Annotated in this window: 22 protein-coding genes; 6 read left to right on the top strand and 16 right to left on the bottom strand. The window is 67.0% G+C overall.

What is annotated here, in order from left to right; all coding sequences use genetic code 11:
• Positions 1 to 3: 3 nt before the first annotated feature.
• On the bottom strand, positions 4 to 528 hold the full coding sequence (locus QE395_RS02590; protein ID WP_306987483.1) for a DNA-deoxyinosine glycosylase: 525 nt from the start codon (positions 526 to 528) through the stop codon (positions 4 to 6).
• 192 nt (positions 529 to 720) lie between these two features.
• Here QE395_RS02590 and QE395_RS02585 point away from each other — a divergent pair, with 192 nt between their 5' ends.
• Complete coding sequence (locus QE395_RS02585) at positions 721 to 1,350, top strand: OmpW family outer membrane protein (protein ID WP_306987482.1); 630 nt, start codon at positions 721 to 723, stop codon at positions 1,348 to 1,350.
• A 224-nt stretch (positions 1,351 to 1,574) separates the two neighbouring features.
• The gene (gene glpK, locus QE395_RS02580; RefSeq protein WP_095363007.1) at positions 1,575 to 3,077 is read left to right on the top strand and encodes a glycerol kinase GlpK; all 1,503 of its coding nucleotides are present in this window, start codon (positions 1,575 to 1,577) and stop codon (positions 3,075 to 3,077) included.
• A gap of 29 nt (positions 3,078 to 3,106) precedes the next feature.
• Here glpK and QE395_RS02575 read toward each other — a convergent pair whose 3' ends face one another.
• Both QE395_RS02575 and QE395_RS02570 read right to left on the bottom strand, forming a co-directional pair.
• Positions 3,107 to 3,901 (bottom strand): MetQ/NlpA family ABC transporter substrate-binding protein, encoded by a 795-nt coding sequence (locus tag QE395_RS02575; protein ID WP_068854111.1) that lies wholly within the window; start codon positions 3,899 to 3,901, stop codon positions 3,107 to 3,109.
• Positions 3,902 to 3,994: 93 nt separating this feature from the next.
• Complete coding sequence (locus tag QE395_RS02570) at positions 3,995 to 4,960, bottom strand: YafY family protein (protein WP_068854112.1); 966 nt, start codon at positions 4,958 to 4,960, stop codon at positions 3,995 to 3,997.
• Positions 4,961 to 5,049: 89 nt separating this feature from the next.
• Between QE395_RS02570 and QE395_RS02565 the strand changes: the two genes are divergently transcribed.
• On the top strand, positions 5,050 to 5,661 hold the full coding sequence (locus QE395_RS02565) for a hypothetical protein (RefSeq protein WP_306987481.1): 612 nt from the start codon (positions 5,050 to 5,052) through the stop codon (positions 5,659 to 5,661).
• A 116-nt stretch (positions 5,662 to 5,777) separates the two neighbouring features.
• A complete protein-coding gene (locus QE395_RS02560) occupies positions 5,778 to 6,554 on the top strand; it encodes a DUF481 domain-containing protein (protein WP_068854114.1) in 777 nt (258 codons plus the stop codon).
• Between the two features lie 95 nt (positions 6,555 to 6,649).
• Here the strand turns inward: QE395_RS02560 and hemC are convergent, their stop codons facing one another.
• The 6 genes from hemC to QE395_RS02530 form a co-directional block, all read right to left on the bottom strand.
• A complete protein-coding gene (gene hemC, locus QE395_RS02555; RefSeq protein WP_093534662.1) occupies positions 6,650 to 7,561 on the bottom strand; it encodes a hydroxymethylbilane synthase in 912 nt (303 codons plus the stop codon).
• Positions 7,562 to 7,578: 17 nt separating this feature from the next.
• Entirely contained in the window at positions 7,579 to 8,349 is a 771-nt protein-coding gene (locus tag QE395_RS02550; protein ID WP_176472593.1) for a LytTR family DNA-binding domain-containing protein, read from the bottom strand.
• On the bottom strand, positions 8,318 to 9,364 hold the full coding sequence (locus tag QE395_RS02545; protein ID WP_210131111.1) for a histidine kinase: 1,047 nt from the start codon (positions 9,362 to 9,364) through the stop codon (positions 8,318 to 8,320). The genes QE395_RS02550 and QE395_RS02545 overlap by 32 nt, the downstream gene beginning before the upstream one ends.
• Before the next feature lie 3 nt (positions 9,365 to 9,367).
• Complete coding sequence (locus tag QE395_RS02540) at positions 9,368 to 10,042, bottom strand: dienelactone hydrolase family protein (protein WP_306987480.1); 675 nt, start codon at positions 10,040 to 10,042, stop codon at positions 9,368 to 9,370.
• A 43-nt stretch (positions 10,043 to 10,085) separates the two neighbouring features.
• Positions 10,086 to 11,990: a glucans biosynthesis glucosyltransferase MdoH gene (mdoH, locus tag QE395_RS02535; RefSeq protein WP_306987479.1), complete on the bottom strand. Its 1,905-nt coding sequence runs from the start codon at positions 11,988 to 11,990 to the stop codon at positions 10,086 to 10,088.
• Between the two features lie 399 nt (positions 11,991 to 12,389).
• Positions 12,390 to 12,554, bottom strand: coding sequence for a hypothetical protein (locus tag QE395_RS02530; RefSeq protein WP_157771772.1), 165 nt, complete (start codon positions 12,552 to 12,554; stop codon positions 12,390 to 12,392).
• A 211-nt stretch (positions 12,555 to 12,765) separates the two neighbouring features.
• Here QE395_RS02530 and QE395_RS02525 point away from each other — a divergent pair, with 211 nt between their 5' ends.
• The gene (locus tag QE395_RS02525) at positions 12,766 to 13,155 is read left to right on the top strand and encodes a DUF2628 domain-containing protein (RefSeq protein WP_306987478.1); all 390 of its coding nucleotides are present in this window, start codon (positions 12,766 to 12,768) and stop codon (positions 13,153 to 13,155) included.
• Positions 13,156 to 13,212: 57 nt separating this feature from the next.
• Here QE395_RS02525 and QE395_RS02520 read toward each other — a convergent pair whose 3' ends face one another.
• Both QE395_RS02520 and QE395_RS02515 read right to left on the bottom strand, forming a co-directional pair.
• Positions 13,213 to 15,810 carry a methyl-accepting chemotaxis protein gene (locus QE395_RS02520; RefSeq protein ID WP_306987477.1) on the bottom strand — a complete coding sequence of 866 codons (2,598 nt, stop codon included), beginning with the start codon at positions 15,808 to 15,810 and terminating at the stop codon, positions 13,213 to 13,215.
• A gap of 168 nt (positions 15,811 to 15,978) precedes the next feature.
• Positions 15,979 to 17,433, bottom strand: coding sequence for a SulP family inorganic anion transporter (locus tag QE395_RS02515; protein WP_306987476.1), 1,455 nt, complete (start codon positions 17,431 to 17,433; stop codon positions 15,979 to 15,981).
• Between the two features lie 68 nt (positions 17,434 to 17,501).
• Here QE395_RS02515 and QE395_RS02510 point away from each other — a divergent pair, with 68 nt between their 5' ends.
• Positions 17,502 to 17,786 (top strand): putative quinol monooxygenase, encoded by a 285-nt coding sequence (locus QE395_RS02510; protein WP_068854122.1) that lies wholly within the window; start codon positions 17,502 to 17,504, stop codon positions 17,784 to 17,786.
• Here the strand turns inward: QE395_RS02510 and QE395_RS02505 are convergent.
• The 5 genes from QE395_RS02505 to QE395_RS02485 are packed head-to-tail and all read right to left on the bottom strand — an operon-like array spanning position 17,780 to position 22,361.
• A complete protein-coding gene (locus tag QE395_RS02505; RefSeq protein ID WP_306987475.1) occupies positions 17,780 to 19,729 on the bottom strand; it encodes a response regulator in 1,950 nt (649 codons plus the stop codon). The genes QE395_RS02510 and QE395_RS02505 overlap by 7 nt on opposite strands.
• Complete coding sequence (locus tag QE395_RS02500; RefSeq protein WP_306987474.1) at positions 19,716 to 20,579, bottom strand: ATP-binding protein; 864 nt, start codon at positions 20,577 to 20,579, stop codon at positions 19,716 to 19,718. Before QE395_RS02500 ends, QE395_RS02505 begins: the two co-directional genes overlap by 14 nt.
• Positions 20,576 to 21,592 carry an ATP-binding protein gene (locus QE395_RS02495; RefSeq protein ID WP_306987473.1) on the bottom strand — a complete coding sequence of 339 codons (1,017 nt, stop codon included), beginning with the start codon at positions 21,590 to 21,592 and terminating at the stop codon, positions 20,576 to 20,578. The genes QE395_RS02500 and QE395_RS02495 overlap by 4 nt, the downstream gene beginning before the upstream one ends.
• A complete protein-coding gene (locus QE395_RS02490) occupies positions 21,583 to 21,984 on the bottom strand; it encodes an ATP-binding protein (RefSeq protein ID WP_306987472.1) in 402 nt (133 codons plus the stop codon). Before QE395_RS02490 ends, QE395_RS02495 begins: the two co-directional genes overlap by 10 nt.
• Complete coding sequence (locus tag QE395_RS02485; protein ID WP_306987471.1) at positions 21,981 to 22,361, bottom strand: STAS domain-containing protein; 381 nt, start codon at positions 22,359 to 22,361, stop codon at positions 21,981 to 21,983. Before QE395_RS02485 ends, QE395_RS02490 begins: the two co-directional genes overlap by 4 nt.
• Position 22,362 lies beyond the last annotated feature (1 nt).

Raw genomic sequence — 22,362 nt, 5'->3', positions numbered from 1 at the left:
GGCTCAGCCGGCCAGGACATCGGCGACGGGCTGCCACGCCACCTGCAGGCGCGGCAGCGGCCATGCCGCATTCGCCGGACTGGTCGAGGGCAGCGACCACACCGCCAGGGACGCCGCACGGTCGTCCAGCACCGGCAGGATGTAACGCACGAAGGCCGCGTGTGCAGTGGCGCCATTGCAGGCGACCGCCGCGAGGGCCGGCAATTGGCCAACCAGATCGGCCACGGCGTTGGGCACTTCGCTGCCGCGCACGATCGCCGCGTCCAGGCTGCCACGCCGCTCGCACTGCCCGATCACATCCCACAGCCCTACGCCCGCCAATTGCAACGCCTGCAGGCGATCAACGTAGGCAAGACCCGCGTTGATCCCGGTCAGCGCCGACATCAACGGCCAGAATCGGTTGCGCGGATGCGCGTAATACTTCGCTGCATGCAGCGATGCCACGCCCGGCATCGATCCCAGCACCAGCACGCGGCAACCTGCCGAAACCTGCGCAGGCAGGCCGATGCACAGCGTTGGATTCGTCACAGTGTCTCCAGATGCATGAATGTCGCGCATTGCATGATCGCGCGCCAGCGCAACGATTTCGCGCTGCTGGCTGAACAGAACAAACTAAATTTTAACGTGCGTCGGATTCGATTCATGTTGCGGGGACTACGTTTGCCTCGCCCCGATGCAACGGGGGCCCAAGAACAAAAAAATACCTGAGGAGATTCCCCCATGCGCTCCATCCGCACCCTGACCCTGGCTACCCTGACTGCCCTTGCCTTCGCACCTGCCGCCTTCGCGCAGGACAGCACCACCGACACCGCGTCGGGCAAGCATTTCGCCGTTGTCGGCGGCGTTGCACTGCTGCAGCCGAAGAATGATCCGCTGGAAGGCATCGACAAGGTCGATGGCGGCCCGGCGCCGACGCTGAGCTTCAGCTACTACATCAACGACAACTGGGCCGTGGAACTGTGGGGCGCAGCTGACAAGTTCGACCACCGCGTGCGCGGCGCCAATGGCCAGCTGGGCACGGTTGAGCAGCAGCCGATCGCGCTGAGCGGCCAGTACCACTTCGGCCAGGCCGACAACGTGTTCCGCCCGTTCGTGGGCGTGGGCTACTACGAGTCGAACTTCAGCAACGAGAAGCTGGCCAGCGACGCCGGCCATATCGGGCTGGAAACCGCCAAGGGCGCCATCGGTACCGTCGGCGTGGACATGAACATCAACAGCACCTGGTTCGCCCGTGCCGATGCCCGCTACATGCATTCGCGCCCGGACCTGACCGTCAACGGCCGCAGCACCGGCGACGAAGCCAAGCTGGATCCGTGGACCGTGGGCTTTGGTATCGGCGCGCGCTTCTAAGCGCTTCCGCTACACGTAGCAATGCAACGGGCCCCTCGCGGGCCCGTTGTCGTTTCTGGCATTGCCCTTTTTACCGGTCGCATTTCGGCGCGGGGCTGTATGCGCGTGAAGTGGACTACCTTGATCGCGGGAATGGGCCGTCGAGCTGTACGATCTGCCATGGCGGCAATCGCGTAGCGTTACCATCGCCAGTGCATCGTGCCGGCCGTACCCCAGGATCCCCCATGGACAAACGCTACGTACTCGCCATCGACCAGGGCACCACCAGCTCGCGCGCAATGCTGTTCGACCGCGCCGGACACGTCGCCGGGGTGGCGCAGCGCGAGTTCGGGCAGATCTTCCCGCAGCCGGGCTGGGTTGAACACGATCCGCGCGAGATCCTGACCAGTGTCTATACCACCCTGACCGAGCTGCTCAACCGCGAGCAGATCGATCCGCGCCAGATCGCGGCGATCGGCATCACCAACCAGCGCGAAACGACGGTGGTCTGGGACAAGGCCACCGGCCAGCCCATCCACAATGCGATCGTCTGGCAGTCCCGACAGAGCAACGACATCTGCGAACGCCTCAAGGCAGAAGGCCACGAGCCGCTGATCCGCGCACGCACCGGGCTGCTGGTGGATGCCTACTTTTCGGCGACCAAGATCCGCTGGATCCTTGACCACGTGGACGGCGCGCAGGCCCGCGCCGAGCGCGGCGAGCTGCTGTTCGGCACCATCGACAGCTGGCTGGTGTGGAACCTCACCGGCGGCGCGGTGCACGTCACCGACTACAGCAACGCGGCCCGCACGCTGCTGTTCAACATCCACACCCTTGCCTGGGATGATGCGTTGCTGGCGCTGCTGGACATCCCGCGCGCGATGCTGCCCGAAGTGCGCAGCTCCAGCGAGGTGTATGGCACCACGCGTTCGCAGTTCTTCTTCGACCAGCACATTCCAATTGCCGGCATCGCTGGCGACCAGCAGGCCGCGCTGTTCGGCCAGGCCTGTTTCGAACCTGGCATGGTCAAAAACACCTATGGCACCGGCTGTTTCATGCTGATGCATACCGGCACCCGCGCGGTGGCCTCCAGCAACGGCCTGCTCACCACGCTGGCCTGGGGCATCGATGGGCAGGTGGAGTACGCCCTGGAAGGCTCGATCTTCGTGGCCGGCTCGGTGGTGCAGTGGCTGCGCGACGGGCTGCGCATGTTCGGCAAGTCCAGCGACTGCCAGGCCTATGCCGAACGCGCGGCCGACAACGGTGGGGTGTACATGGTGCCGGCCTTCGTCGGCCTGGGCGCGCCGTACTGGCGCAGCGATGTGCGCGGGGCGGTGTTCGGCCTGAGTCGGGGCACCACCAAGGAACACTTCATCCGCGCGGCGGTGGAATCAATGGCGTACCAGACCCGCGACGTGCTGGCCGCGATGCAGGCCGATGCGGGCATTGAACTGAAGGAACTGCGCGCCGATGGGGGCGCGATCGCCAATGACTTCATGGCGCAGTTCCAGAGCGACCTGCTGGGCGTGCCCGTGCTGCGCCCGCAGGTGGCCGAGACAACCGCGCTGGGCGCGGCCTACCTGGCCGGCCTGGCCACCGGGTTCTGGAGCAGCCGCGCGGAGATTGCCGAGCAGTGGGCGGTGGATCGCCGGTTCGTGCCGCAGATGGCGGTTGACCGGCGCGAAGCGCTGTATGCCGGGTGGCTCCAGGCGGTGGAAGCGACGATGGGCTTCCGCACCCCTCGGTAGGAGCCGACCGTGGGTCGGCTCGTGTCCGATCAGAACGCCGGCAGCACCGCGCCTTTGTATTTCTCGGCGATGAAGGCCTTTACTTCCGGGCTGGTCAGCGCCTTGGCCAGCTGCTGCACGCGCGGGTCGTCCTTGTTGTCCGGGCGGGCGACCAGGAAGTTCACGTACGGCGAATCCTTGCTTTCAATCGCGAGCGCGTCCTGGGTCGGGTTGAGGCCCGCATCCAGCGCGTAGTTGGTGTTGATCAGGGCCAGGTCCACCTGGTCGAGCACACGCGGCAGCATCGCCGAATCCAGTTCGCGGAACTTGAGCTGCTTCGGGTTGGCAATGATGTCGCGCTGGGTGGCCAGTGCGTTGGTCGGGTCCTTGAGCGTGATCACGCCGGCCTTGTGCAGCAGGATCAGCGCACGGCTGTTGTTGCTCGGGTCGTTGGGAATCACCACGTCGGCCCCCACCGGCAGATCGGCCAGCGACTTGAAGCGGCGCGAGTAGGCGCCGAACGGCTCGATGTGCACGCCGATCACCTTGGTCAGGTCGGTCTTGCGGTCGCGGTTGTAGGCGTCCAGGTAGGGTTCGGTCTGGAAGTAGTTCACGTCCACCTGCTTCTGCACCAGCTGGTCGTTGGGCTGCACGTAGTCGTTGAAGACCTTTACGTCCAGCTCCAGGCCTTCCTTCTGCAGGATCGGCTTGACCACCGCCAGGATCTCGGCGTGCGGCACCGCAGTGGCCGCAACGACCAGCTTGCTGGAATCGGCGGCGGGCTTGCCGCAGGCGGCCAGGGCCAGTGTGGCGGCCAGCAACGGGAGCAACAGGGTCTTTTTCATGGGGACGGAATCCGGGGGGCTGCGTAGCAGCCAACCATACCGCAAGCCCCGGCCAGCCGGGTATCCCGGCCATATGACCGGGGGGCATGACCGTTATTCGTAATTGCTCAGCGCCATCATCAGCAGCGCCTTGGCCTGCTCGCGCAGCACGGTCGGCTCGATGATTTCCGCGTCCGAACCGTAGTGCAGCACGTCCATCAGCAGCTCACGCGAAACGCTGTAGGGCACCTTGAGCTCGTAGCGGCCGTCGGCCAGGAACCGGCCCTGCTGCTTGGAATGCCAATGCTCGTCGGCCACCCAGCGCGCGGCCTTGGCACTGAAGACGATGGTGGCCCAGCCCTTGGGCGGGCCGGAGAAGATGCCGTAGCTGGCACCCAACTGCTCGTCCAGCTCGGTGTCGTCCACGTCGCGCGCAACCGTGTCGACCACGCGGGCCTTGTAGATGCGGTCCACGGCGAAGCTGCGCAGGCCCTCGCGGCCGTGGTCCCAGGCGTCCAGGTACCAGTTGTCGCGATAGTGGGTCATGCGCTGCGGCGACACGGTGCGCTTGGTCGCCTCGTCGGTGGAACGGGCCCGGTACTCGAACGCCAGCTGCCTGCGCTCCAGCACGGCCGACGCCACGGCGCGGAAGCTGGCTTCATCGAACTTGCGGCCGCGGTGCGGAATGACCCGCACCCGGTCCACCGGCCAGGTCGACACGCCGGCCTGCGCGGCCAGCAACCCTTCGATGCGCTGCTGCAGCGGCGCCAGCACCGACGACAACACGCCACCGCCGGTACGCGCCAGCAGGTGCTGGGAGGCCAGCAGGGCGTGCAGTTCTTCGGAGCTGAGCCACAGGCCGGGCAGCTCGAACCGCTCGCTCTCGTTGTCCTGGTAGCGGAAGCCGGCCTCGCCATCGCCCTCGACCGGTGCCATCAGCGCATCGCGCAGGAAGGCCAGGTCGCGATAGACGGTGGCGCGCGAACACGCCAGTTTTTCCTGCAGGGTCGCCACCGTGACCGGATAGCGGGCGGACTTCAGCAGACGATGCAGGGCGTTGATGCGTTCATATCGGTCCATGACCCGATTATGTCCGAGTCGCCGCCGTTGTGGCGGCCCGGATCCGAACTTCGGCTATCGTGGGGCCCCCTGCCCGCCCGAACCCCGCCATGCGCCTGCTGCCTGCCGTTGCCGTGCTGTCCCTGCTGCTGTCTGCCTGCGGGCAGGCACCTGCGCCCGCCGCTCCTGCAGCCGCCACGCCGCCGGTACCGGTCGCCAGCGATCCCGCGCAGGCGGTACTGGCCGCCAGCCAGCGCTTCGGGCAGCTGCGCAGCTTCCACGCCAGCCTGCACATGCAGGGGCCGCGCACGCTGGACGCCAGCATGGAATTCGTGGCGCCTGACCGCTACCGCCTGCAGACCGACGAGGGCGTGCAGACCATCATCGGCGACACGTTCTTCCTGCAGCGCGCCGGCGAAGTCCGCCAAGTGCCGGTGCCGCCGGGCCTGCTGGCGCAATGGCGCAGCCCGTTGCCGGCTGACGCCACCGCCGCCGAACTGCAGGTTGAAGCACTGGGCGAGGAGCGCGTGGAGGGGCAGCCCGCCCGCCGCTACCGCGTGCGCCATGCCAGCGCCGCACCTGACGGCATGCTGTACTGGATCAACACGGCCGGCCTTCCGGTGCGGATCGAACGCCAGGGCCAGACCCAGGGCAAAGCCTTCAAGGTCACGGTGGATTACAGCCGTTTCGACGACCCCACACTGCAGATCGCAGTGCCCTGAACAGGCGACAAGTCCAAACCTCTCCTAAAGCACGGGCGGGAAAAGGAAAAACGGCGTGAAGGCATCCAGTATCATCACGCGTTGCTCCTCCCCCCTGTTGATCCGGAGAATCGTTGATGTCCCTGCGCGTGACGTTGCTTGCTTCCCTGCTGCTCAGTGCCCCGGCCGCCTTTGCCCAGGACACCACCGACCTGGCCGCGATGACCTCGCCGTGGAGCGGCAGCGGCGGCGAACTCGGCTTTGCCTCCGCACGGGGCAACAGCAACACCGAAAGCGCCAACGGCCGCCTGCGCCTGCGCTATACCGATGACGACTGGGTGCACAGCATGGACCTGTTCGGGCTGCGCTCGCGTTCGGAATACACCGAAACCGCCGACGATGGCACCGTCACCAAGCGCAGCAACACCACCGCCAACCGCTACACCGGCAGCGCCGGCAGCGCGCTGCAGCTCGGCGAGCACCGCCAGATCACCGCCACGGTGCGTTATGAGCGCGACGATTTCGCCACCTACGACCGCCAGAGTTCGTTCGGCCTGGGTTACGGCACCCGGCTGGTGGAAGGCGACCGTTTCTACATGGATGCGCAGATCGGCCCCGGTGTGCGCCGCACGCACAACACCGAAGACGACGAGACCCGTACCGGGCTGATCGGCCGCGGGCTGTTCGACGTGAAGTATTCGCTGACCCCCAATACCGACCTGATCAACACCCTGCTGGTGGAATCGGGCTCGTACAACACCTTCGGCCAGAACGATTTCGGCGTGTCGGTGAGCATGAACGAGCACCTGGCCCTGAAGGCGGCCTGGCAGGCGCGTTACAACAGCGACGTGGCCGAAGACAAGCGCAAGACCGATACCCTGACGACGATGAACGTGGTCTACAAATTCAAGTAATGGGGACAACCGGGATCCGGGGTTGGTTCATCCCGATCCCAATGGGCCCGTAGCAATTCGTAGGTCCGGCCGTTGGCCGGACACCGCGCGCAGCCTCAGACGGCGATCAACTCGCCGGCACCGCCGTCCAGCAGGCCCTGGGCCACCGACTTTCCGAGCGCATCCGGGTCATTGCCCGGGCCCCGCGCTTCGGCGCGGATCAGGCGCCCGTCGGCCACGCCGCCGACCAGGCCCTGCAGGAACAGATCGTCGCCCTCCCACTGCGCGTAGCCGGCCACCGGCACGTGGCAGCTGCCGTGCAGCGCGCGGTTCATGGCGCGCTCGGCTTCCACGCAGGCGCGCGTACGTGCATCGTCGAGCGCGGCGAACAGCGCCATCACCCGCGTATCGTCGCCGTTGCATTCCACCGTGACCGCGCCCTGCGCCGGCGCCGGCAACCAGTCCGGTGCAGCGAGCCGCGCCACGATGCGCCCGCCCAGCCCCAGCCGTTCCAGGCCCGCCACGGCCAGCACAATGGCGTCGTAGCCGCCGTTGTCGAGCTTGGCCAGGCGCGTGTTGACGTTGCCGCGCAGGTCCAGCAGTTCCAGGTCCGGGCGCAGCGCGCGCAGCTGGGCCTGGCGGCGCAGCGAGGAGGTGCCCACGCGCGCGCCTATCGGCAGCGCGTCCACCGAGGCGTACAGGTTGGAAATGAACCCGTCGGCCGGGTCGTGCCGGGTCAGCATGGCCGGCAGCGCGAACGGTACGTCCAGTTCCATCGGCACGTCCTTGAGCGAGTGCACGGCGCAGTCCGCATCGCCCCGCAGCATGGCCAGCTCCAGCTCCTTCAGGAACAGGCCCTTGCCGCCGATCGCGGCCAGCGAGCGGTCCAGCACTTCGTCGCCGCGGGTGCTCATCGGCACCAGCACCACGTCCAGCCCGGGGTGGGCCAGGCGCAGGCGGTCGGCAACATGTTCGCTCTGCCACAGGGCAAGCGGGCTCTTTCGGGTGGCGATGCGCAGGGTGGTCATGCGCCCATTATCGCCGGTTACAGGTGCTTGAGGTCCTGCTTCAGGCTGGCCACGCAGCGCCGGCTGACCTCCAGCGGGGCCTTGCCATGGCGCAGCACGGCCTGGACCTGGCCTGCGCCATTTCGTCGCAGCTCCACCAGTTCGTGGCGGGCCACCAGGCAGTTGCGGTGGATGCGCACGAAACGGCTGGCAAATTCCTCTTCCAGCGACTTCAGCGATTCCTCGATGAGGTCCTCGCCGCGTGCATGGTGCACCACCACGTACTTTTCCTCGGCCTGCATGTAGTGGATGTCGTCGATCGGGATCAGCCGCAGGCTGCCGCGCAGGCGCGCGCACAACAGCGTGCGTGCCTGCTGGCTGGGCGCGCTGGGCTGCCCGTTGCGGCCGGCCAGGAAGGTCCGGGCGCGTTCCAGCGCGGCAACCAGGCGTTCGCTGCGTACCGGCTTCATCAGGTAATCGATGGCCGCCGCTTCGAATGCGGACAGCGCGTGCGCATCGTAGGCGGTGCAGAACACCACCGCCGGGCGCGGATCGAAGGTAGCCAGGTGACGGGCGGCCTCCAGCCCGTCCAGCCCGGGCATGGCGATATCCAGCAGCACCAGGTCCGGCTGCAGCTCCGCGCAGGCATGCAGCGCCTGCTCGCCATTCTCGGCTTCGGCCACCACCTCGACCCCGGGCTGTTCGGCCAGCAGGCTGCGCAGGCGCTCGCGGGCGAGCGGCTCGTCGTCGGCGATGACAACTCTCAAGCAGGCTTCCTCACTGAACAGGCACGAAGATGTCGCAGGCATAGTAGCCGTCGTTCCATGCCCCCGTCATCCGTGCAGCCGGGCCGAACCGCCAGGCCAGGCGGTGCGCGATGTTGCGCTGCGCGTGCCCGGCGCCCTGCATCAGCGGCAGCGCACGCACGTCCGGATCGGGCGCGGGGTTCTGGATGCGGATGTGCAGCTGCGCTCCTTCGAAGGACAGCGCAATGACGATGGTGCCGCCAGCCGGCAGCCGCGAGATGCCATGCAGCACCGCGTTTTCCACCAGCGGCTGCAGCACCAGGCGCGGCATCGGCAGGGTCCAGGGCAAGCCGTCTGCGCGTTGCCATTCCACCTGCAGGCGTTCCCCCAGCCGCAGCGACTCGATCGACAGGTAGGCTTCGGCCAGTTCGCACTCGGCCTGCAGGGTGGAGTCGCCCTCGCCCGCCCCCAGCGCGGCACGGAACAGGTCGGACAGATCCAGCACCGCGCGCTCGGCCACTTCCGGATCACGCCGCACCAGGCTGGCGATGAGATTCATGCTGTTGAACAGGAAATGCGGGCGGATCCGCGCCTGCAGCGCATCGGCCTGCGCGCGTGCGTTGGCCACGGTCTGCGCGCTCCAGCGATCGCTCACGTAGAAGTAGCGCAACGCCAGTGCCACAATCAGAGCGGTGACCGTGGCGCAGCCCAGGGTGAAACGCCAGAAGCCGACATCCCCGGCGAAACCGCGCGCATCCAGCACCGCATACAGCGCATGCACGATGCCCGTGCAGGCAGCAGCGATCAGGGCGGCCATGGCTACTGCCAGCGCCGAACCCAACGCTTCCGGGAGCCGCGACAAGGTCGCCCGTGCCGCGCACAGACTCACCGTGACCGCCAATGCCAGCCACAACGCCAGGCCGCTGGCCGACAGGAAATCCGGCACGCTCCATTGCCGGCTGCCGTCGGGCGACAGCGCCACCACCACCACCACCAGCTCTGCCAGGCCGAGCATCGCGCCCAGTCGCGGCAGGCGGCACAGCTCGGGCAACCACAGCTGCTGGCGCGGGTCGTTCATGGCTCAGGCGGCGGCGAAGCGTGCGTCCAGCCAGTCGCCCAGCGCCTGCAGTTCTTCTGCGCAGACCTGGTGGGCCATGGGATAGGAATGCCACTCCAGCGGGAAGCCGGCTGCCGTGAGCCGCTGGGCGGTGTCGGCAGCGATCACCTGCGGGATCACCGGGTCCTGCGCGCCATGGGCCATGAACACCGGCGGCCGCGCGCCATCGGCAATGGCGGCCTTGATGGCCGTTTCCGGATCCGGCAGGTAGGTGGACAGCGCGATCAGACCGGCGATGGGCCGGGTCGAGCGCAATGCAGCGCTGAGGATGATCGCCCCGCCCTGCGAGAAGCCGGCGAGCAGGATGCGTTCGACGGGAATGCCGCGCGCTACCTCGGCATCGATCAGGGCATCCAGCGCGCGTACCGAGGCATCCACACCGGAAGCATCGGCGCGCGAGCGGAAGTCCATGCTGACGATGTCATACCAGGCGCGCATGGGCACGCCGTTGTTGATGGTGATCGGCTGCATCGGGGCATGCGGAAACACGAAGCGGATCGCCGGCCAGTGCGGACGCAGCAGCTCGGGCACGATCGGAGCGAAATCATGGCCATCCGCGCCCAGGCCGTGCAGCCAGAGCACGGACCATTGCGGGTTGGCGGCGGTTTCGTTGACTACGGTTTCCAGCGCTTGCGACATCGTGCGGCTCCAGTACGTTCTGGCCGCATTATGGGGCCAGATGTCAGTGGCCGGCGCGTTGGGCAGCAGCACGGCGCAGTTCGGCGGCGCGCTGCAGGATGGTCGGCGGGGTGGTCTCTTCCGGGATTTCCATCAGGCGCAGGCGGTGCAGCAGGTCGCCGGCGCGGCGCCCGGAAGTCAACGCGACCACCGGAATGGCCAGCACCATGCCCACCACCACCGGCGCCATCCAGGCGGCCAGCGCCGGCGACACCGCATAGGCCAGCACGCCCATGAACAGCCCGAACACGCTCAGGCCACCGTAGCCCTTGATCAGCGCCGGCCAGGAAATGCCGCCATCGTCGCGCTGCTGTGCATCCCAGCCCGAATCCTTGCCGGCCAGCACTTCGGCCACGCCGCGCGACTGCACGTACATCACCACCGGCGCCATCAGCGCGGCCAGCACGGTTTCCAGCAGCATCGACACGAATGCGCGGATGCCCCCGCCGCAACCGCGGCGCTCGGCCGGGTCGATCAACATCGCGATGTAGCCCAGCACCTTGGGCAGCAACAGCACCGCCATGGTGATGGCGAACATGCGGATCACCTGGGTTTCATCCTGCTGGCGCCAGTACAGGCCCGGCGACATGTGCAGCACTTCGCTGAAATCGATACCGCCCTGGAACAGCGGGATGGCAATGCCGATCAACATCAGCATCGCCCACATCGGCGCGGTGAAGTAATGGCCGATGCCGATCATCATGTGCATGCGGCTGACCCAGTGCAGGCCACGCGAACCCACCACCTTGGCGTGCTGCAGGTTGCCCTGGCACCAGCGGCGGTCGCGCACCAGCATGTCGGTCAGGGTCGGCGGACCTTCTTCATAGCTGCCCTTGAGGTAGGGCACCATATGGGTGGCCCAGCCACCGCGACGCATCAACGCCGCCTCGACGAAATCGTGGCTCAGTACGTGGCCACCAAACGGCTGCCGGCCCGGCAACGGCGGCAGGCCGGCGTTCTCGGCAAAGGCCTCGGTACGGATCACCGCGTTATGGCCCCAGTAATTGCTTTCCGCGCCGTGCCACCATGCCACGCCGCGCCCGATCACCGGGCCGTAAACGCGCCCGCCAAACTGCTGCATGCGCGCGAACAGGGTACGCCCACCGATCACCGCCGGCAGGGTCTGGATCAGGCCCACGTCCGGGTTGTGCTCCATGCCCGCCACCAGCCGCACGATGGTGTCGCCGGTCATCAGGCTGTCGGCGTCCAGGATCAGCATCTGCGGGTAACCGCCGCCAAAACGGCGCACCCAGTCGGCGATGTTGCCGGCCTTGCGCCCGCTGTTGTCGCCACGGCGCCGGTAGAACAGGCGATCATGCCCACCGACCGCGTCGCACAGCTCGGCGAACGCCTGTTCCTCGGCCGCACCGATGTCCTCGCGCCGGGTATCGCTGAGCACGAAGAAATCGAACTGCTCCAGTTGCCCGGTATCGGCCACCGACTCATAGATGGCCTGCAGGCCGGCCAGCAGGCGGCGCGGATCTTCGTTGTAGGTCGGCATCAGCAGCGCTGTGCGGGTATGCACCTGCGGCAGCGGCTGGTCCGGGTCGATGCCCAGCTTATAGCCACGGTCGAACACGGCGGTGAGGAACCCGGCCAGGGCACCGGCAAAGGACAGCGCGATCCAGGCGAACAGCGCCACGAACAGCACCAGCAGGCAGCCTTCCAATACGGTGACGCCATTGGTAGCCAGCACCTTCCACATCATGTGGGTGGCGGCCACGGTCATGGCCGCCGTGCCGCCGAAGATGTAGAAGCGGCGCAGCGCGATCATGCGCGGCGCGGTGCGCTGGCGCGGCGTCAGCAGGCGGCCTTGGGTAAAGGTCTGTTCGGGCATGCCCATCGGGCTTTCAACGGGCAGCACCGGGCGGCCGGCATCGATCACGGCGTTGACGGTCTGCACACTCATGCGCGGCTACCCTGCGTGCGCTTCCCGCCAGTGCTGCCCTGTCCTGCAGCGGCGTGGCCGTGGCCGGCGCCCTGCTGATGTCTGTGACTACCGGAACCCACGAACTCTCCAACGGCACTGAGGCGAAAAATGCGGCCCAGCATAGGGGGCCAAATGTAAGCCGCGCGCGAAGGGGCTTTCGGGGTATTCCCCCCCATTCAGCAAACCGGCGCAAGCCCTCGAACGGGCGGATTGCGACAAACGGCCGCAGGCCTTGTGCCGTAAGACTTTCCCTATTCAGGGCGTAGGGTAACCCCTGGCAGAAGGCGCCCCAGGGCAGCCTGGGAAAGAAGGCCGGGGACAGACGCACCCGGCATGGAACTGCGCAGACCGGCGCTCAATGGGGGGGATGAACCCGCTTCAGGCCGGGGTGGCGTCCACGGCCACATCGCTCTCCACCGGCAGGCGCGCCAGCGCGCGCGAACCGACATGGGAAAACTGCAGCTGTGCCAGCAGATGCTGCGCCTGGGTGGCAACCGGGCACGGCAGGATGCGCGGGCCGGCTTCAGGACGCTCAGGGGACATCACAACACTCGACATGGTCTGACTCTCGATCGCTTCCAATACACCCGCGCGGCACCCATGCCGCGAGGAATGCGAACCCTATATGAATTTGTGGACGAATGTGTGACGTCGCCTACGCCGGAATGCATCAGCACTGACGCGCGCCCGAAAACTGGCGCTTTTCAATAGTCAGCGACTATCATGTAACCGTTTTCAACATCATAAAGTGGATATGGATTCCAACATCGCGTCATCCTTCAGCCCCAAGTGGCAGTTCCGGTTCGACTTCTTCAACACCTATGGCGCGCCGAACTCGCCAGCCTTCAAGGCCGCCTACAAGGCGCTGCCGTTCGGGCAGAAGATCAAGGTCAACTTCAACTTCTTCGCCCTGTTCTTCGGCTGCATCTACCTCTTCATCCTGGGCATGTGGCGCAAGGCCCTGACGATCCTGGGCCTGACCCTGGTGCTCGGCGTGGTGCTGGCATTCCTGCCCGACCCGATCGGCCGTGGCATCGCGATTGCGTGGTCGCTGTTCATTGCGCTCACCACCAACTACAACTACTACCTGGAAAAGGTGAAGGGCGACACCAGCTGGAACCCCTTCCAGGGCATGCGCTGGTAAACCCCCGCAGCTCGCCTCACCTGAAAAGCCCGGTCGATTGACCGGGCTTTTTGCTGCTCAGAAGGTTTCCCATTCGGTCTCGACCGCTGTCGCTGTTGCACGCACCGAGGCCCGCTTCTGGCCGACGGCCTTGCGCGGTGCCGCAGGCGCTGCGGCCGGCGCAGCCGCGCCGGTGCGGAAGATCGCCACCGCAGTGCCCAGGTGCTGGGCCTGCTCTTCCATCGCCCGCGCCGCAGCGGTGGCTTCTTCCACCAGCGCCGCATTCTGCTGGGTGGTTTCGTCCATCTGGGTGATGGTCTGGTTGACCTGCTCGATGCCGGCGGACTGCTCCTTCGAGGCGGCGGAAATCTCGGCCATGATGTCGTTGACCCGGCGCACGCCGGTAACGATCTCTTCCATGGTGCGCCCGGCGGTCTGCACCAGCGCCGAGCCTTCGGCGACCTGCTCCACCGAATCGTCGATCAACTGCTTGATCTCCTTGGCCGCACCGGCCGAGCGCTGCGCCAGCGCGCGCACTTCCGAGGCCACCACCGCAAGGCCGCGGCCCTGCTCACCGGCGCGCGCCGCTTCCACGGCGGCGTTGAGCGCCAGGATGTTGGTCTGGAAGGCGATCCCATCGATCACCGAGATGATCTCGGCGATGCGCTTGGACGCGGCCTCGATCCCGGCCATGGTAGTCACCACCTGGCCCACCACCTGCCCGCCCTGTTCGGCCACGTTGGCAGCACCGGCCGCCAGCTGGTTGGCCTGCACGGCGTGGTCGGCGTTCTGGCGCACGGTGGAGGTCAGTTCCTCCATCGACGCGGCGGTTTCCTCCAGGCTCGCGGCCTGCTGTTCGGTACGGCGCGACAGATCGCTGTTGCCCGAGGCGATTTCGCCCGCCGCCAGGTTGATGCTGTCGGTCGCCTGCTGGATACGACCGACGATGTCGGTCAGCTGGGTCACGGTGGTATCGGCATCGTCGCGCATCTGCGCGAACACGCCGTGGAACTGGCCGTGCATGCGTGCGGTGAGGTCGCCGGCGGCGATCGCGCGCAGCAGCGCGGAGATCTGCTGCAGGTTGTCGTCGCTCACCTGCATCATGGTGTTGAGGTTTTCGACCATGGCGCGGAAGTCGTGGTCGAAGCGCACCCCATCGCCGCGCTGGCTGAAGTCGCCGCGCGCGGCGGCACCGGCCAGGTCGCGGATCTGGGTATTGATCGCGCGCAGGTTGGCCTTGGTGGTGTCCATTGCATCGGTGAACACGGCCTGGTCGCCGGGCAGGCGGTCCATGTCCTGCGACAGATCGCCCACCGCATAGCGCTGCATCACCTCGACCAGGCGACGGGTGACGGCGATATTGGCGCCCACCAGCTGGTTGGTGTCTTCGACCATGCGTCCGTACGCGCCCGGGAAGGCCTGCGCGTCCATGCGATAGCCCAGCTCGCCGGCTTCATGGCGTTGCGCCATCTCGCCCTGCGCGGCCATCACCGCGCGCAGCTGGCCGCGCATGCGCTGCATGGACTCCAGCAGGCGGCCAACTTCGTCGTCGCGTGGCGGCGGCAGCGGCGTGTCCAGACGGCCTTCGGCCACGTCCGCCGAAAGCCGCACGGCATCGGCAAGCGGGCGGATCGCTTGGCGGCGCAGCAGCACGTACACGCTGGCGCTGAGCACCAGTGCCGCGCCCAGGCCAACGCCGAGGATGATCCACAGCAGCGAGCGCGCCTGTTCGGTGATCAGCGCATACGGCACGATCACGCCCAGCGCGAACCGCTCTTGGCTGCCACCGATGCGCAGCGGCACATACGCTTTCACGTTGCCTGCGGCATCCGGAGTGAACGCCTCGAAGCGCTGGTCACGCGCCACGGCTGCAAGGACCTGCGCAGTGACGGCATCGTCGCGGCGCTGGCCGATCTGCTTGGCATCCTGCGCGGCCAGCACGATGCCGCCAGGCGAGATGAGTTCGACGTGGCCCTGCCCCATCGGGCGCAGCGCCGCCAGACGCTCCTGCAGTGCAGCCAGGCCGAAGTCCACGGTGACCGCGCCCAGGAACTGTCCGTTGTCGAGCACCGGGGTCGACAGCGTGGTCATCAGCACCTGCCTGCCGCCGATCTCATAACGGTACGGCTCGCTCACGGCCTGCCGCTTGAGCTCACGCGGGCGCAGGTACCAGTCACCATCGCCGGGGACGTCATAGCCCTTGAGTACATCCTGCACCGGCGCGCCGTCCTGCCAGGCCCAGTAGCTCATGAAGCGGCCGGTGGCATCGTGGGCTTCGGCACCGACGAACTCGGCGTCCCTGCCATCGAAGGCCTGCGGTTCCCACAGCGTGCCCAGGCCCACCCATTCCGGGTGCGATTGCAGCTGCTGTTGCAGCACCTGCGCGGCGGTCGCGCGCGACAGGGTGGCAGCGCGGTGCTGCACCACCAGGCTGTCGGCCAGCGCCTGGCTGGTGGAAAACGCGGCGGCCAGATCGGCACCGACCCGGCGCGATTCGGCCTCGGCCTGGCTTTCCATGGTCCGCCGCGACGATTCGAGCAGCGCTTCGCTGGCTTCGCGGTAACTGAGGGCGGCGGTCACGCCGAAGCAGAGCATGGCGATCAGCGCGGTTCCGATCATCAGCCGGTTGGCGATGCTGCCGGGACGCTTGGAAGCGGACGAGCGGGACGTGGACATGGGGGTGTTCCAGGCAGGAGTACAGAACAGCGCGCGCCCGCGGGCACCGCTACTACGTCACGCAGTCCATTGCGGCCCGGCCGGCACGGTGCAACGCACATGCAGGTCGGGTCATACGCTGGTAACGGCCCTGTGCTGGAGATGTTGAGCGCCGGATCCTGACCAGGTTCAGTGAGGCGTACGGCCACCCAGCCGCTCCACCAACGTCTGGCTGGCGGCGTTGAGTCCGATCACCTCGACCTGCGCCCCATGCCCGCGCAGTTTGAGGGTAACCCTGTCCAGTGCGCCAACCGCACTCAGGTCCCAGAAATGCGCCTGGCTGAGGTCGATCCGTACCCGCGCCGGCACTTCCTGGTAATCAAAGCTCTCGCCGAACTGCCCCGCCGAAGCGAAGAACACCTGCCCGGTCGCCGTGTAAGTACGGACTCCGTCGGCATCGGTGTGGTCGGTGACGACCAGCAGCCGACCCACCTTGCGCGCGAAGAACAACGCCGACAGCAGCACTCCGGTCAGCACGCCCTTGGCCAGGTCGTGGGTGGCAACGGTCACCACGACGGTGGCCACCATCACCACCGAGGAGCTCATGGGGTGCACGCGGAACTCGGCAAAGGAACGCCAGTGGAAGGTCCCGATGCTGACCATGATCATCACCGCCACCAGCGCGGCCATGGGAATCTGCCGCACCCAGTCGTGCCCGTACACCACCAGCAGCAACAGCAGCACGCCTGCCACCAGGCAGGACAACCGGCCACGCCCGCCGGAGGACACATTGATGACCGATTGCCCGATCATCGCGCAGCCGCCCATGCCGCCGAACAGGCCAGCGGTGATGTTGGCCAGGCCCTGGCCGGCGCACTCACGGTTGCGCTGGCTCGGGGTGTCGGTCATGTCCTCGACGATCTGCGCGGTCATCATCGACTCCAGCAGGCCCACCACCGCGAGGGTTGCCGAGACCGGCAGCAGCAGCGCCAGCGTGTCCCACGTCATCGGCACATCGGGGAACAGGAACGTGGGCAGGCTGTCGGGCAGTGCGCCCATGTCGCCCACGGTCCGCACTTCCCAGTGCAGCCCGATCGACAGCGCGGTCAGCACCACGATGGCCACCAGCGGCGACGGCACTGCGCGGGTCAACCGCGGCAGCAGGTAGATGATGGCCAGCCCCGCCGCGCACACCGCCCACACCTGCCACGAGCGCCCGATCAGCTCGGGCATCTGTGCCAGGAAAATCAGGATGGCCAGTGCGTTGACGAAGCCGGTGATCACCGAACGCGACACGAACCGCATCAGCGCGCCCAGCTTCAGTGCGCCGGCGATGATCTGCAGCAGGCCTGCCAGGATTGTCGCGGCCAGCAGATACTGCAGGCCGTGGTCCTTCACCAGGTCCACCATCACCAGCGCCATCGCGCCGGTGGCCGCCGAGATCATGCCCGGCCGGCCGCCTGCGATGGCGGTGACCACGGCGATGCAGAACGACGCATACAGGCCCACCTTGGGGTCCACGCCGGCAATGATCGAGAAGGCAATGGCTTCAGGAATCAGCGCCAAGGCGACCACGGCGCCCGAAAGCAGGTCGCCACGGATATTGCCGAGCCACTGCTGGCGCGGGGGATAGGAGACAGACATGGGGGGCCAGGCGGCAGAACGGCGCGCAGGATACCATCGACCCTCCCTCGAGCAGCAGGAAGGCATCCATGTACGGTCTGATCGGAAAGATGAACATCGCTCCCGGCGAGCGCGACGCGGTCATCGCGATCCTGCTGGAGGGCACCCAGGCCATGCCGGGATGCCGGAGCTACGTGGTGGCGAAGGATCCCGCCAATGCCGACGCGATCTGGATCACTGAAGTCTGGGACAGCGCTGAACTCCACCACGCCTCGCTGGCGCTGCCGGGCGTGCAGCAGGCCATTGCCCGCGCACGCCCGCATATCACCGGCTTCGGCGAACGGTTCGAAACCGAACCGGTGGGCGGTTACTGACGGGGGCCGAACATTGCGCCAACGCTGTGCAGCAGCTCGTGCACGCTGAACGGCTTGGGCAGCAGCGACATGCCCTCGCCCAGGAACTCGTTGCGCACGGCGGCGCTTTCCGTATAGCCGGTGATGAACAGCACCGGCAAGCTCGGGCGCAACGCGCGCGCGGCATCCGCCAGGTCGCGACCGTTCATGCCGGGCAGGCCGACATCGGACAACAACAGATCCACGGCCCGCGCTGAATGCAGCTCCAGCAGCGCCTGCTGCGCATTGGTGGCTTCCACGACCTGGTAGCCGACCTCGAGCAGCATCTCGCGCACCATCATCCGCACCGAATCGGTGTCGTCCACCAGCAGGATGCGTTCGGCATGGCCGCGCTGCACCTGCACCTGCGCGGTGGACGCAGACGCCGGCTCGACCTGTTGCTGGCCCTCGGGCAACAGCAGTTCGATCTCGGCACCTTCCCCCTGCTCGCTGGCAATACGGGCGCTGCCGCCGGACTGGCGCGCGAAGCCGTAGGTCATCGACAGGCCCAGGCCGGTGCCTTCGCCCTGCGGCTTGGTGGTGAAGAACGGTTCGAATACCTTGTTGATCAGGTCCAGTGGAATGCCGGTGCCGTTGTCGATCACTTTGATGCTGATGTAGTCGCCCGGCGACAGCTCGTGGTCGCGCTCGATCCTCGCGCGGCCCGCGCGGATGCGGATCAGGCCCTGGCCAGCCAGCGCATCGCGCGCGTTGATGACCAGGTTGAGCATGACGTTCTCGAACTGGTTGGGATCGGCCATGGCCACCAGCGGTTCGGCGCCCAGCTCCAGTTCCAGTTCGATGTTCTCGCCGATCGAGCGCCGCAGCATGTCTTCCAGCGAGCGTACGCGGGCAACCACGTCGAACGTCTGCGGGTCCAGCGGCTGCTTGCGGGCAAAGGCCAGCATGCGCTGGGTCAGTGCCGCGGCGCGGTGCGCCGAGGCGGTGGCGATGTCGACGTAACGGCTTGCCTTTTCCCACTTGCCGCTGCTGGCGGCCATCTCGATCATGTCCAGGCCGGAGATGATGGTGGTCAGCAGGTTGTTGAAATCATGCGCGATACCGCCGGTCAGCTGGCCGAGCGAATCCATCTTCTGGGCCTGCATCAGCTCCATTTCGGTGCGCTCGCGCTCGGCGATCTGGAAGGCCAGCTCGCTGTTGGCGCTCTCCAGCTCCTGGCGCTGCTCCAGTTCGCGCACGTGGCGCTCGGTGATGTCTTCGACCAGCACCAGGCCGAGGCCGGGAGCGCTGTAGGGCGTCACCCGCCACTCGGTCATGCGCCGGCTGCCCTGCACCTGCAAGGCAAAGGTGCCCTGCCAACGCTCACCTTCGGCCAGCGCCACCTTCAACGCGCTCATCGGCGCGAACTGGTGGTCCAGCAAGGCCTCGATCCGGCCCGGCCCCAGGTCCTCTCCAAGCAGGCGCTTGAAGGCATCGTTGGCTTCATGCACCTGCAGCTGCGCATCCAGGACGGTGATCGGTGCATTGATCTGGCGGAAGATCTCGCCGAAACGCGCTTCGGCATCGCGCAATGCGTCTTCGGCGCGGCGCGCACGCAGCAGGCTGCGCAGCGTGGCCAGCAGCACGTCCGGATCCACCGGGTGCACCAGGTAGGCATCGGCACCGGCGTTGAGGCCGGTGATGAGGTCCCCGGTGGCGATCGAGGCGGCCGAGACATGCACCACCGGCAACAGCTGCATGCGCGGATCTTCGCGCAGCTGGCGAACCACATCGAAACCGCTCATGTCGGGCAGGTTGACGTCCAGCACCAGCGCACCGAAATCCTGCGTGTTGAGCTGGACCAGGCCGTCGGTGCCGGTGCCGGCTTCTTCCACGCGGAACCCGTGGTGTTCCAGCACCCGGCGCACCGAATAGCGGGTGGCCGCGTTGTCGTCGACGATCAGGATCCGGTCACGCGTCGGCATCAGCGGTCTCCTCGGCAGCCAGCTTCAGCGGCAGCTTCACATGGAACTCCGAACCGACGCCCAGTTCGCTGGTCACCCCCACCTCGCCGCCCAGCAGCTCGGCAAAGCGCTTGCACAGCGACAAGCCCAGGCCGGTGCCGCGCAGACGCTTCTGCAGCGGCGTGTCCACCTGCACGAAATCCTCGAACAGGGTAGGCAGCAGGTCCTGCGGAATGCCGATGCCGGTGTCGCGCACGCTGAAGCACACCGAATGCGCGTCGACCAGCTTGGCCGACACCACCACCTGGCCGTTGGGCGTGAACTTGAGCGCGTTGGAAATGAAGTTGCGCAGGATCTGCGCCAGCTTCTTGTCATCGGTGTACAGCAGGGGCAACGCCGGCGGATCTTCGAACACCAGGTCCACCCGGTTTTCTTCGATGAGGGGCCGGAACATGCCGCGCAGCGCCGCGAACAGGTCCATCAGGTCGAACCAGGCCGGCGAAATGGTGATCCGGCCCGCTTCGATCTTGGCCAGGTCCAGCAGGTCGTCGACCATTTCGCGCAGCTCGCTCGCCGACCCGCTGATGAAGCGCACCTGGCGGCGCTGCTCGTCGGTGAGCGGGCCGTCGATGCCGTCTTCCAGCAATCGGGTCATGCTCAGGATCGACCCAAGCGGCGTGCGGAATTCATGGCTCATGTAGGACAGGAACCGGCTCTTGAGTTCGGACACCTCGCGCAGCTGCTCCGCCTGCTGGTCCAGTTCGGCATACAGGGCCAGCACGCCCTGGTTGGTCTCCTCCAGCTCCGCGCGCAATGCCGTGGCTTGCGCACGCAGCTGGTCGATTTCCTGTTCCGGTGAGGGGGCGTTCAATGCAGGTCTCCGAGCCGCAGGGCGATGATGCCGGTGTCGTCGCGGCCACGATCGAAATCGCGCTGCAGCACCGCCACTATAAGCGCCGGGTGGCGATGGAACAGGCCGGGGTAGTCGCGCAGGCTCCAACGCGCCTGCATTCCATCACTGTGCATGAGCAGCAGCGTGCCTTCCGGCGCGTGAAAATGGAATGGTTGCGCCTTGCGGAACTGCACCCCGACGATGCCCGGATGCGAGGCCATGCCACGGGTCGTGGTCGCCTCGTGCAGGCCCGCCGAAATGTTGCCGATGCCGGCAAACTGGACCGCGCCGCTGGCAACATCCACGCTGGCAACCGCCGCGGCCCCGCCCCGGGTACCGGACATGCCGGCATGCATCGCCGCGATCAGGTCCGCCGGTGCAACCGCCCCGCGCGCGGCTGCGACCGCCACGCCGGCCTGGGCGGCATCGGCCGCCTGCAGCCCGTGCCCGAGGCCATCGATCAGCGTCACGGCCACCGACTGGGCATCGGCACGCAGGTGCCAGGCGTCGCCGCACGCCACCTCATGGCGCATGGCCAGGCGCAGCGCACCGTAGGGTACGTCCACGTCGCGGGCAACACGGCTGGCGTAGACGCGCGCCACCACCACGCAGCCCTTGTCGTCGGACCAGGCATCGAGCACGGTGGCCTGGCGCTGTATCGCGCCGAGGCCCAGGCCTTGGGTACCGCCCGTCGAATAGCCATCAGGCAGCGACTGCGCCAGCGAGAAGCCCGGCCCGGCATCGAGGGTGCACAGTTCGATGCCCTCGCCGCCGCGACCGCATACCACTGACAGGTAGATGCGCCCGCCGCGTCCGTGCTTGATCACATTGGTGGCCAGCTCGGTGGCGGCCAGGGCCACCCGGCCGGCATCCATTTCATCGAAGCCGATGCCATCGGCCATGGCCAGCGCTTCGCGCCGGGCCTGCCCTACCTGCGAGACCTCTTCCACCACCACGACCCGGGTAACGCGGCCAGAGAAATTCAGATCCATTTGGTGATGGCAACCCGGGTGCCCTTGCCGGGTTCGCTCTCCAGTTCGAACTGGTCCACCAGCCGCCGCGAGCCGGACAGCCCCAGCCCCATGCCGCTGCCCGAGGTCCAGCCATCGGTCAGGGCCTGGGCGATATCGGGAATGCCGGGACCGTTGTCGGAGAACACCAGGCGCAGCCCGCGGCGGATGCCGCTGTCCACCACTTCCCATTCCATGCTGCCGCCGCCACCATAGATCACCGCGTTGCGGGCCAGTTCGCTGGCGGCGGTGACCAGTTTGGTCTGGTCGATGAGCCGCATCCTGCATGCCACGGCCGCCTGCCGGGCAGCCTGGCGGGCCAGCACCACGTCCTGCTCGACGCGGATCGGCAAGGATCCACAGACGGGGGTCATGGCGCCTCTTCGTCGGGTTGCTGCAGCAGGTCCTTGCGCAGCAGATCCATGCCACGCTCGACATTCAGCGCGGTGCGCACCCCGGTCAGGGTCAGGCCCAGCTCAACCAGCGTGATCGCCACGGCCGGCTGCATGCCCACCACCACCGTGGTGGCATCCATGATCCTGGCCAGTGACGAAATGGTGGAAATCATCCGGCCAATGAAGGAATCGACGATGTCCAACGCGGAAATGTCGATCAACACGCCGCGTGCAGAGGTGTTCTGAATACGTTCGGTCAGGTCGTCCTGCAGGGTCAGCGCAAGCTGGTCATGCATGTCCACCTGGATGGTCACCAGCAGCAGATTGCCCATCTGCAGAATTGGGATGCGGTCCATT

The organism is Stenotrophomonas sp. SORGH_AS_0282 (genome assembly GCF_030818125.1).
Taxonomy (GTDB): domain Bacteria; phylum Pseudomonadota; class Gammaproteobacteria; order Xanthomonadales; family Xanthomonadaceae; genus Stenotrophomonas; species Stenotrophomonas rhizophila_A.
This window is presented reverse-complemented; position numbering and strand designations above follow the sequence as displayed.

What these genes read in the sequence shown, in the direction of transcription:
- QE395_RS02545 (WP_210131111.1), bottom strand. Translation starts at nt 9,364, where the DNA reads ATGAACGACCCGCGCCAGCAGCTGTGGTTGCCCGAGCTGTGCCGCCTG.
- QE395_RS02565 (WP_306987481.1), top strand. Translation starts at nt 5,050, where the DNA reads ATGCGCCTGCTGCCTGCCGTTGCCGTGCTGTCCCTGCTGCTGTCTGCC.
- QE395_RS02570 (WP_068854112.1), bottom strand. Translation starts at nt 4,960, where the DNA reads ATGGACCGATATGAACGCATCAACGCCCTGCATCGTCTGCTGAAGTCC.
- QE395_RS02510 (WP_068854122.1), top strand. Translation starts at nt 17,502, where the DNA reads ATGTACGGTCTGATCGGAAAGATGAACATCGCTCCCGGCGAGCGCGAC.
- mdoH (WP_306987479.1), bottom strand. Translation starts at nt 11,990, where the DNA reads ATGAGTGTGCAGACCGTCAACGCCGTGATCGATGCCGGCCGCCCGGTG.
- QE395_RS02520 (WP_306987477.1), bottom strand. Translation starts at nt 15,810, where the DNA reads ATGTCCACGTCCCGCTCGTCCGCTTCCAAGCGTCCCGGCAGCATCGCC.
- QE395_RS02540 (WP_306987480.1), bottom strand. Translation starts at nt 10,042, where the DNA reads ATGTCGCAAGCGCTGGAAACCGTAGTCAACGAAACCGCCGCCAACCCG.
- glpK (WP_095363007.1), top strand. Translation starts at nt 1,575, where the DNA reads ATGGACAAACGCTACGTACTCGCCATCGACCAGGGCACCACCAGCTCG.
- QE395_RS02515 (WP_306987476.1), bottom strand. Translation starts at nt 17,433, where the DNA reads ATGTCTGTCTCCTATCCCCCGCGCCAGCAGTGGCTCGGCAATATCCGT.
- QE395_RS02525 (WP_306987478.1), top strand. Translation starts at nt 12,766, where the DNA reads ATGGATTCCAACATCGCGTCATCCTTCAGCCCCAAGTGGCAGTTCCGG.
- hemC (WP_093534662.1), bottom strand. Translation starts at nt 7,561, where the DNA reads ATGACCACCCTGCGCATCGCCACCCGAAAGAGCCCGCTTGCCCTGTGG.
- QE395_RS02560 (WP_068854114.1), top strand. Translation starts at nt 5,778, where the DNA reads ATGTCCCTGCGCGTGACGTTGCTTGCTTCCCTGCTGCTCAGTGCCCCG.
- QE395_RS02495 (WP_306987473.1), bottom strand. Translation starts at nt 21,592, where the DNA reads ATGGATCTGAATTTCTCTGGCCGCGTTACCCGGGTCGTGGTGGTGGAA.
- QE395_RS02485 (WP_306987471.1), bottom strand. Translation starts at nt 22,361, where the DNA reads ATGGACCGCATCCCAATTCTGCAGATGGGCAATCTGCTGCTGGTGACC.
- QE395_RS02490 (WP_306987472.1), bottom strand. Translation starts at nt 21,984, where the DNA reads ATGACCCCCGTCTGTGGATCCTTGCCGATCCGCGTCGAGCAGGACGTG.
- QE395_RS02585 (WP_306987482.1), top strand. Translation starts at nt 721, where the DNA reads ATGCGCTCCATCCGCACCCTGACCCTGGCTACCCTGACTGCCCTTGCC.
- QE395_RS02505 (WP_306987475.1), bottom strand. Translation starts at nt 19,729, where the DNA reads ATGCCGACGCGTGACCGGATCCTGATCGTCGACGACAACGCGGCCACC.
- QE395_RS02575 (WP_068854111.1), bottom strand. Translation starts at nt 3,901, where the DNA reads ATGAAAAAGACCCTGTTGCTCCCGTTGCTGGCCGCCACACTGGCCCTG.
- QE395_RS02550 (WP_176472593.1), bottom strand. Translation starts at nt 8,349, where the DNA reads ATGCCTGCGACATCTTCGTGCCTGTTCAGTGAGGAAGCCTGCTTGAGA.
- QE395_RS02530 (WP_157771772.1), bottom strand. Translation starts at nt 12,554, where the DNA reads ATGTCCCCTGAGCGTCCTGAAGCCGGCCCGCGCATCCTGCCGTGCCCG.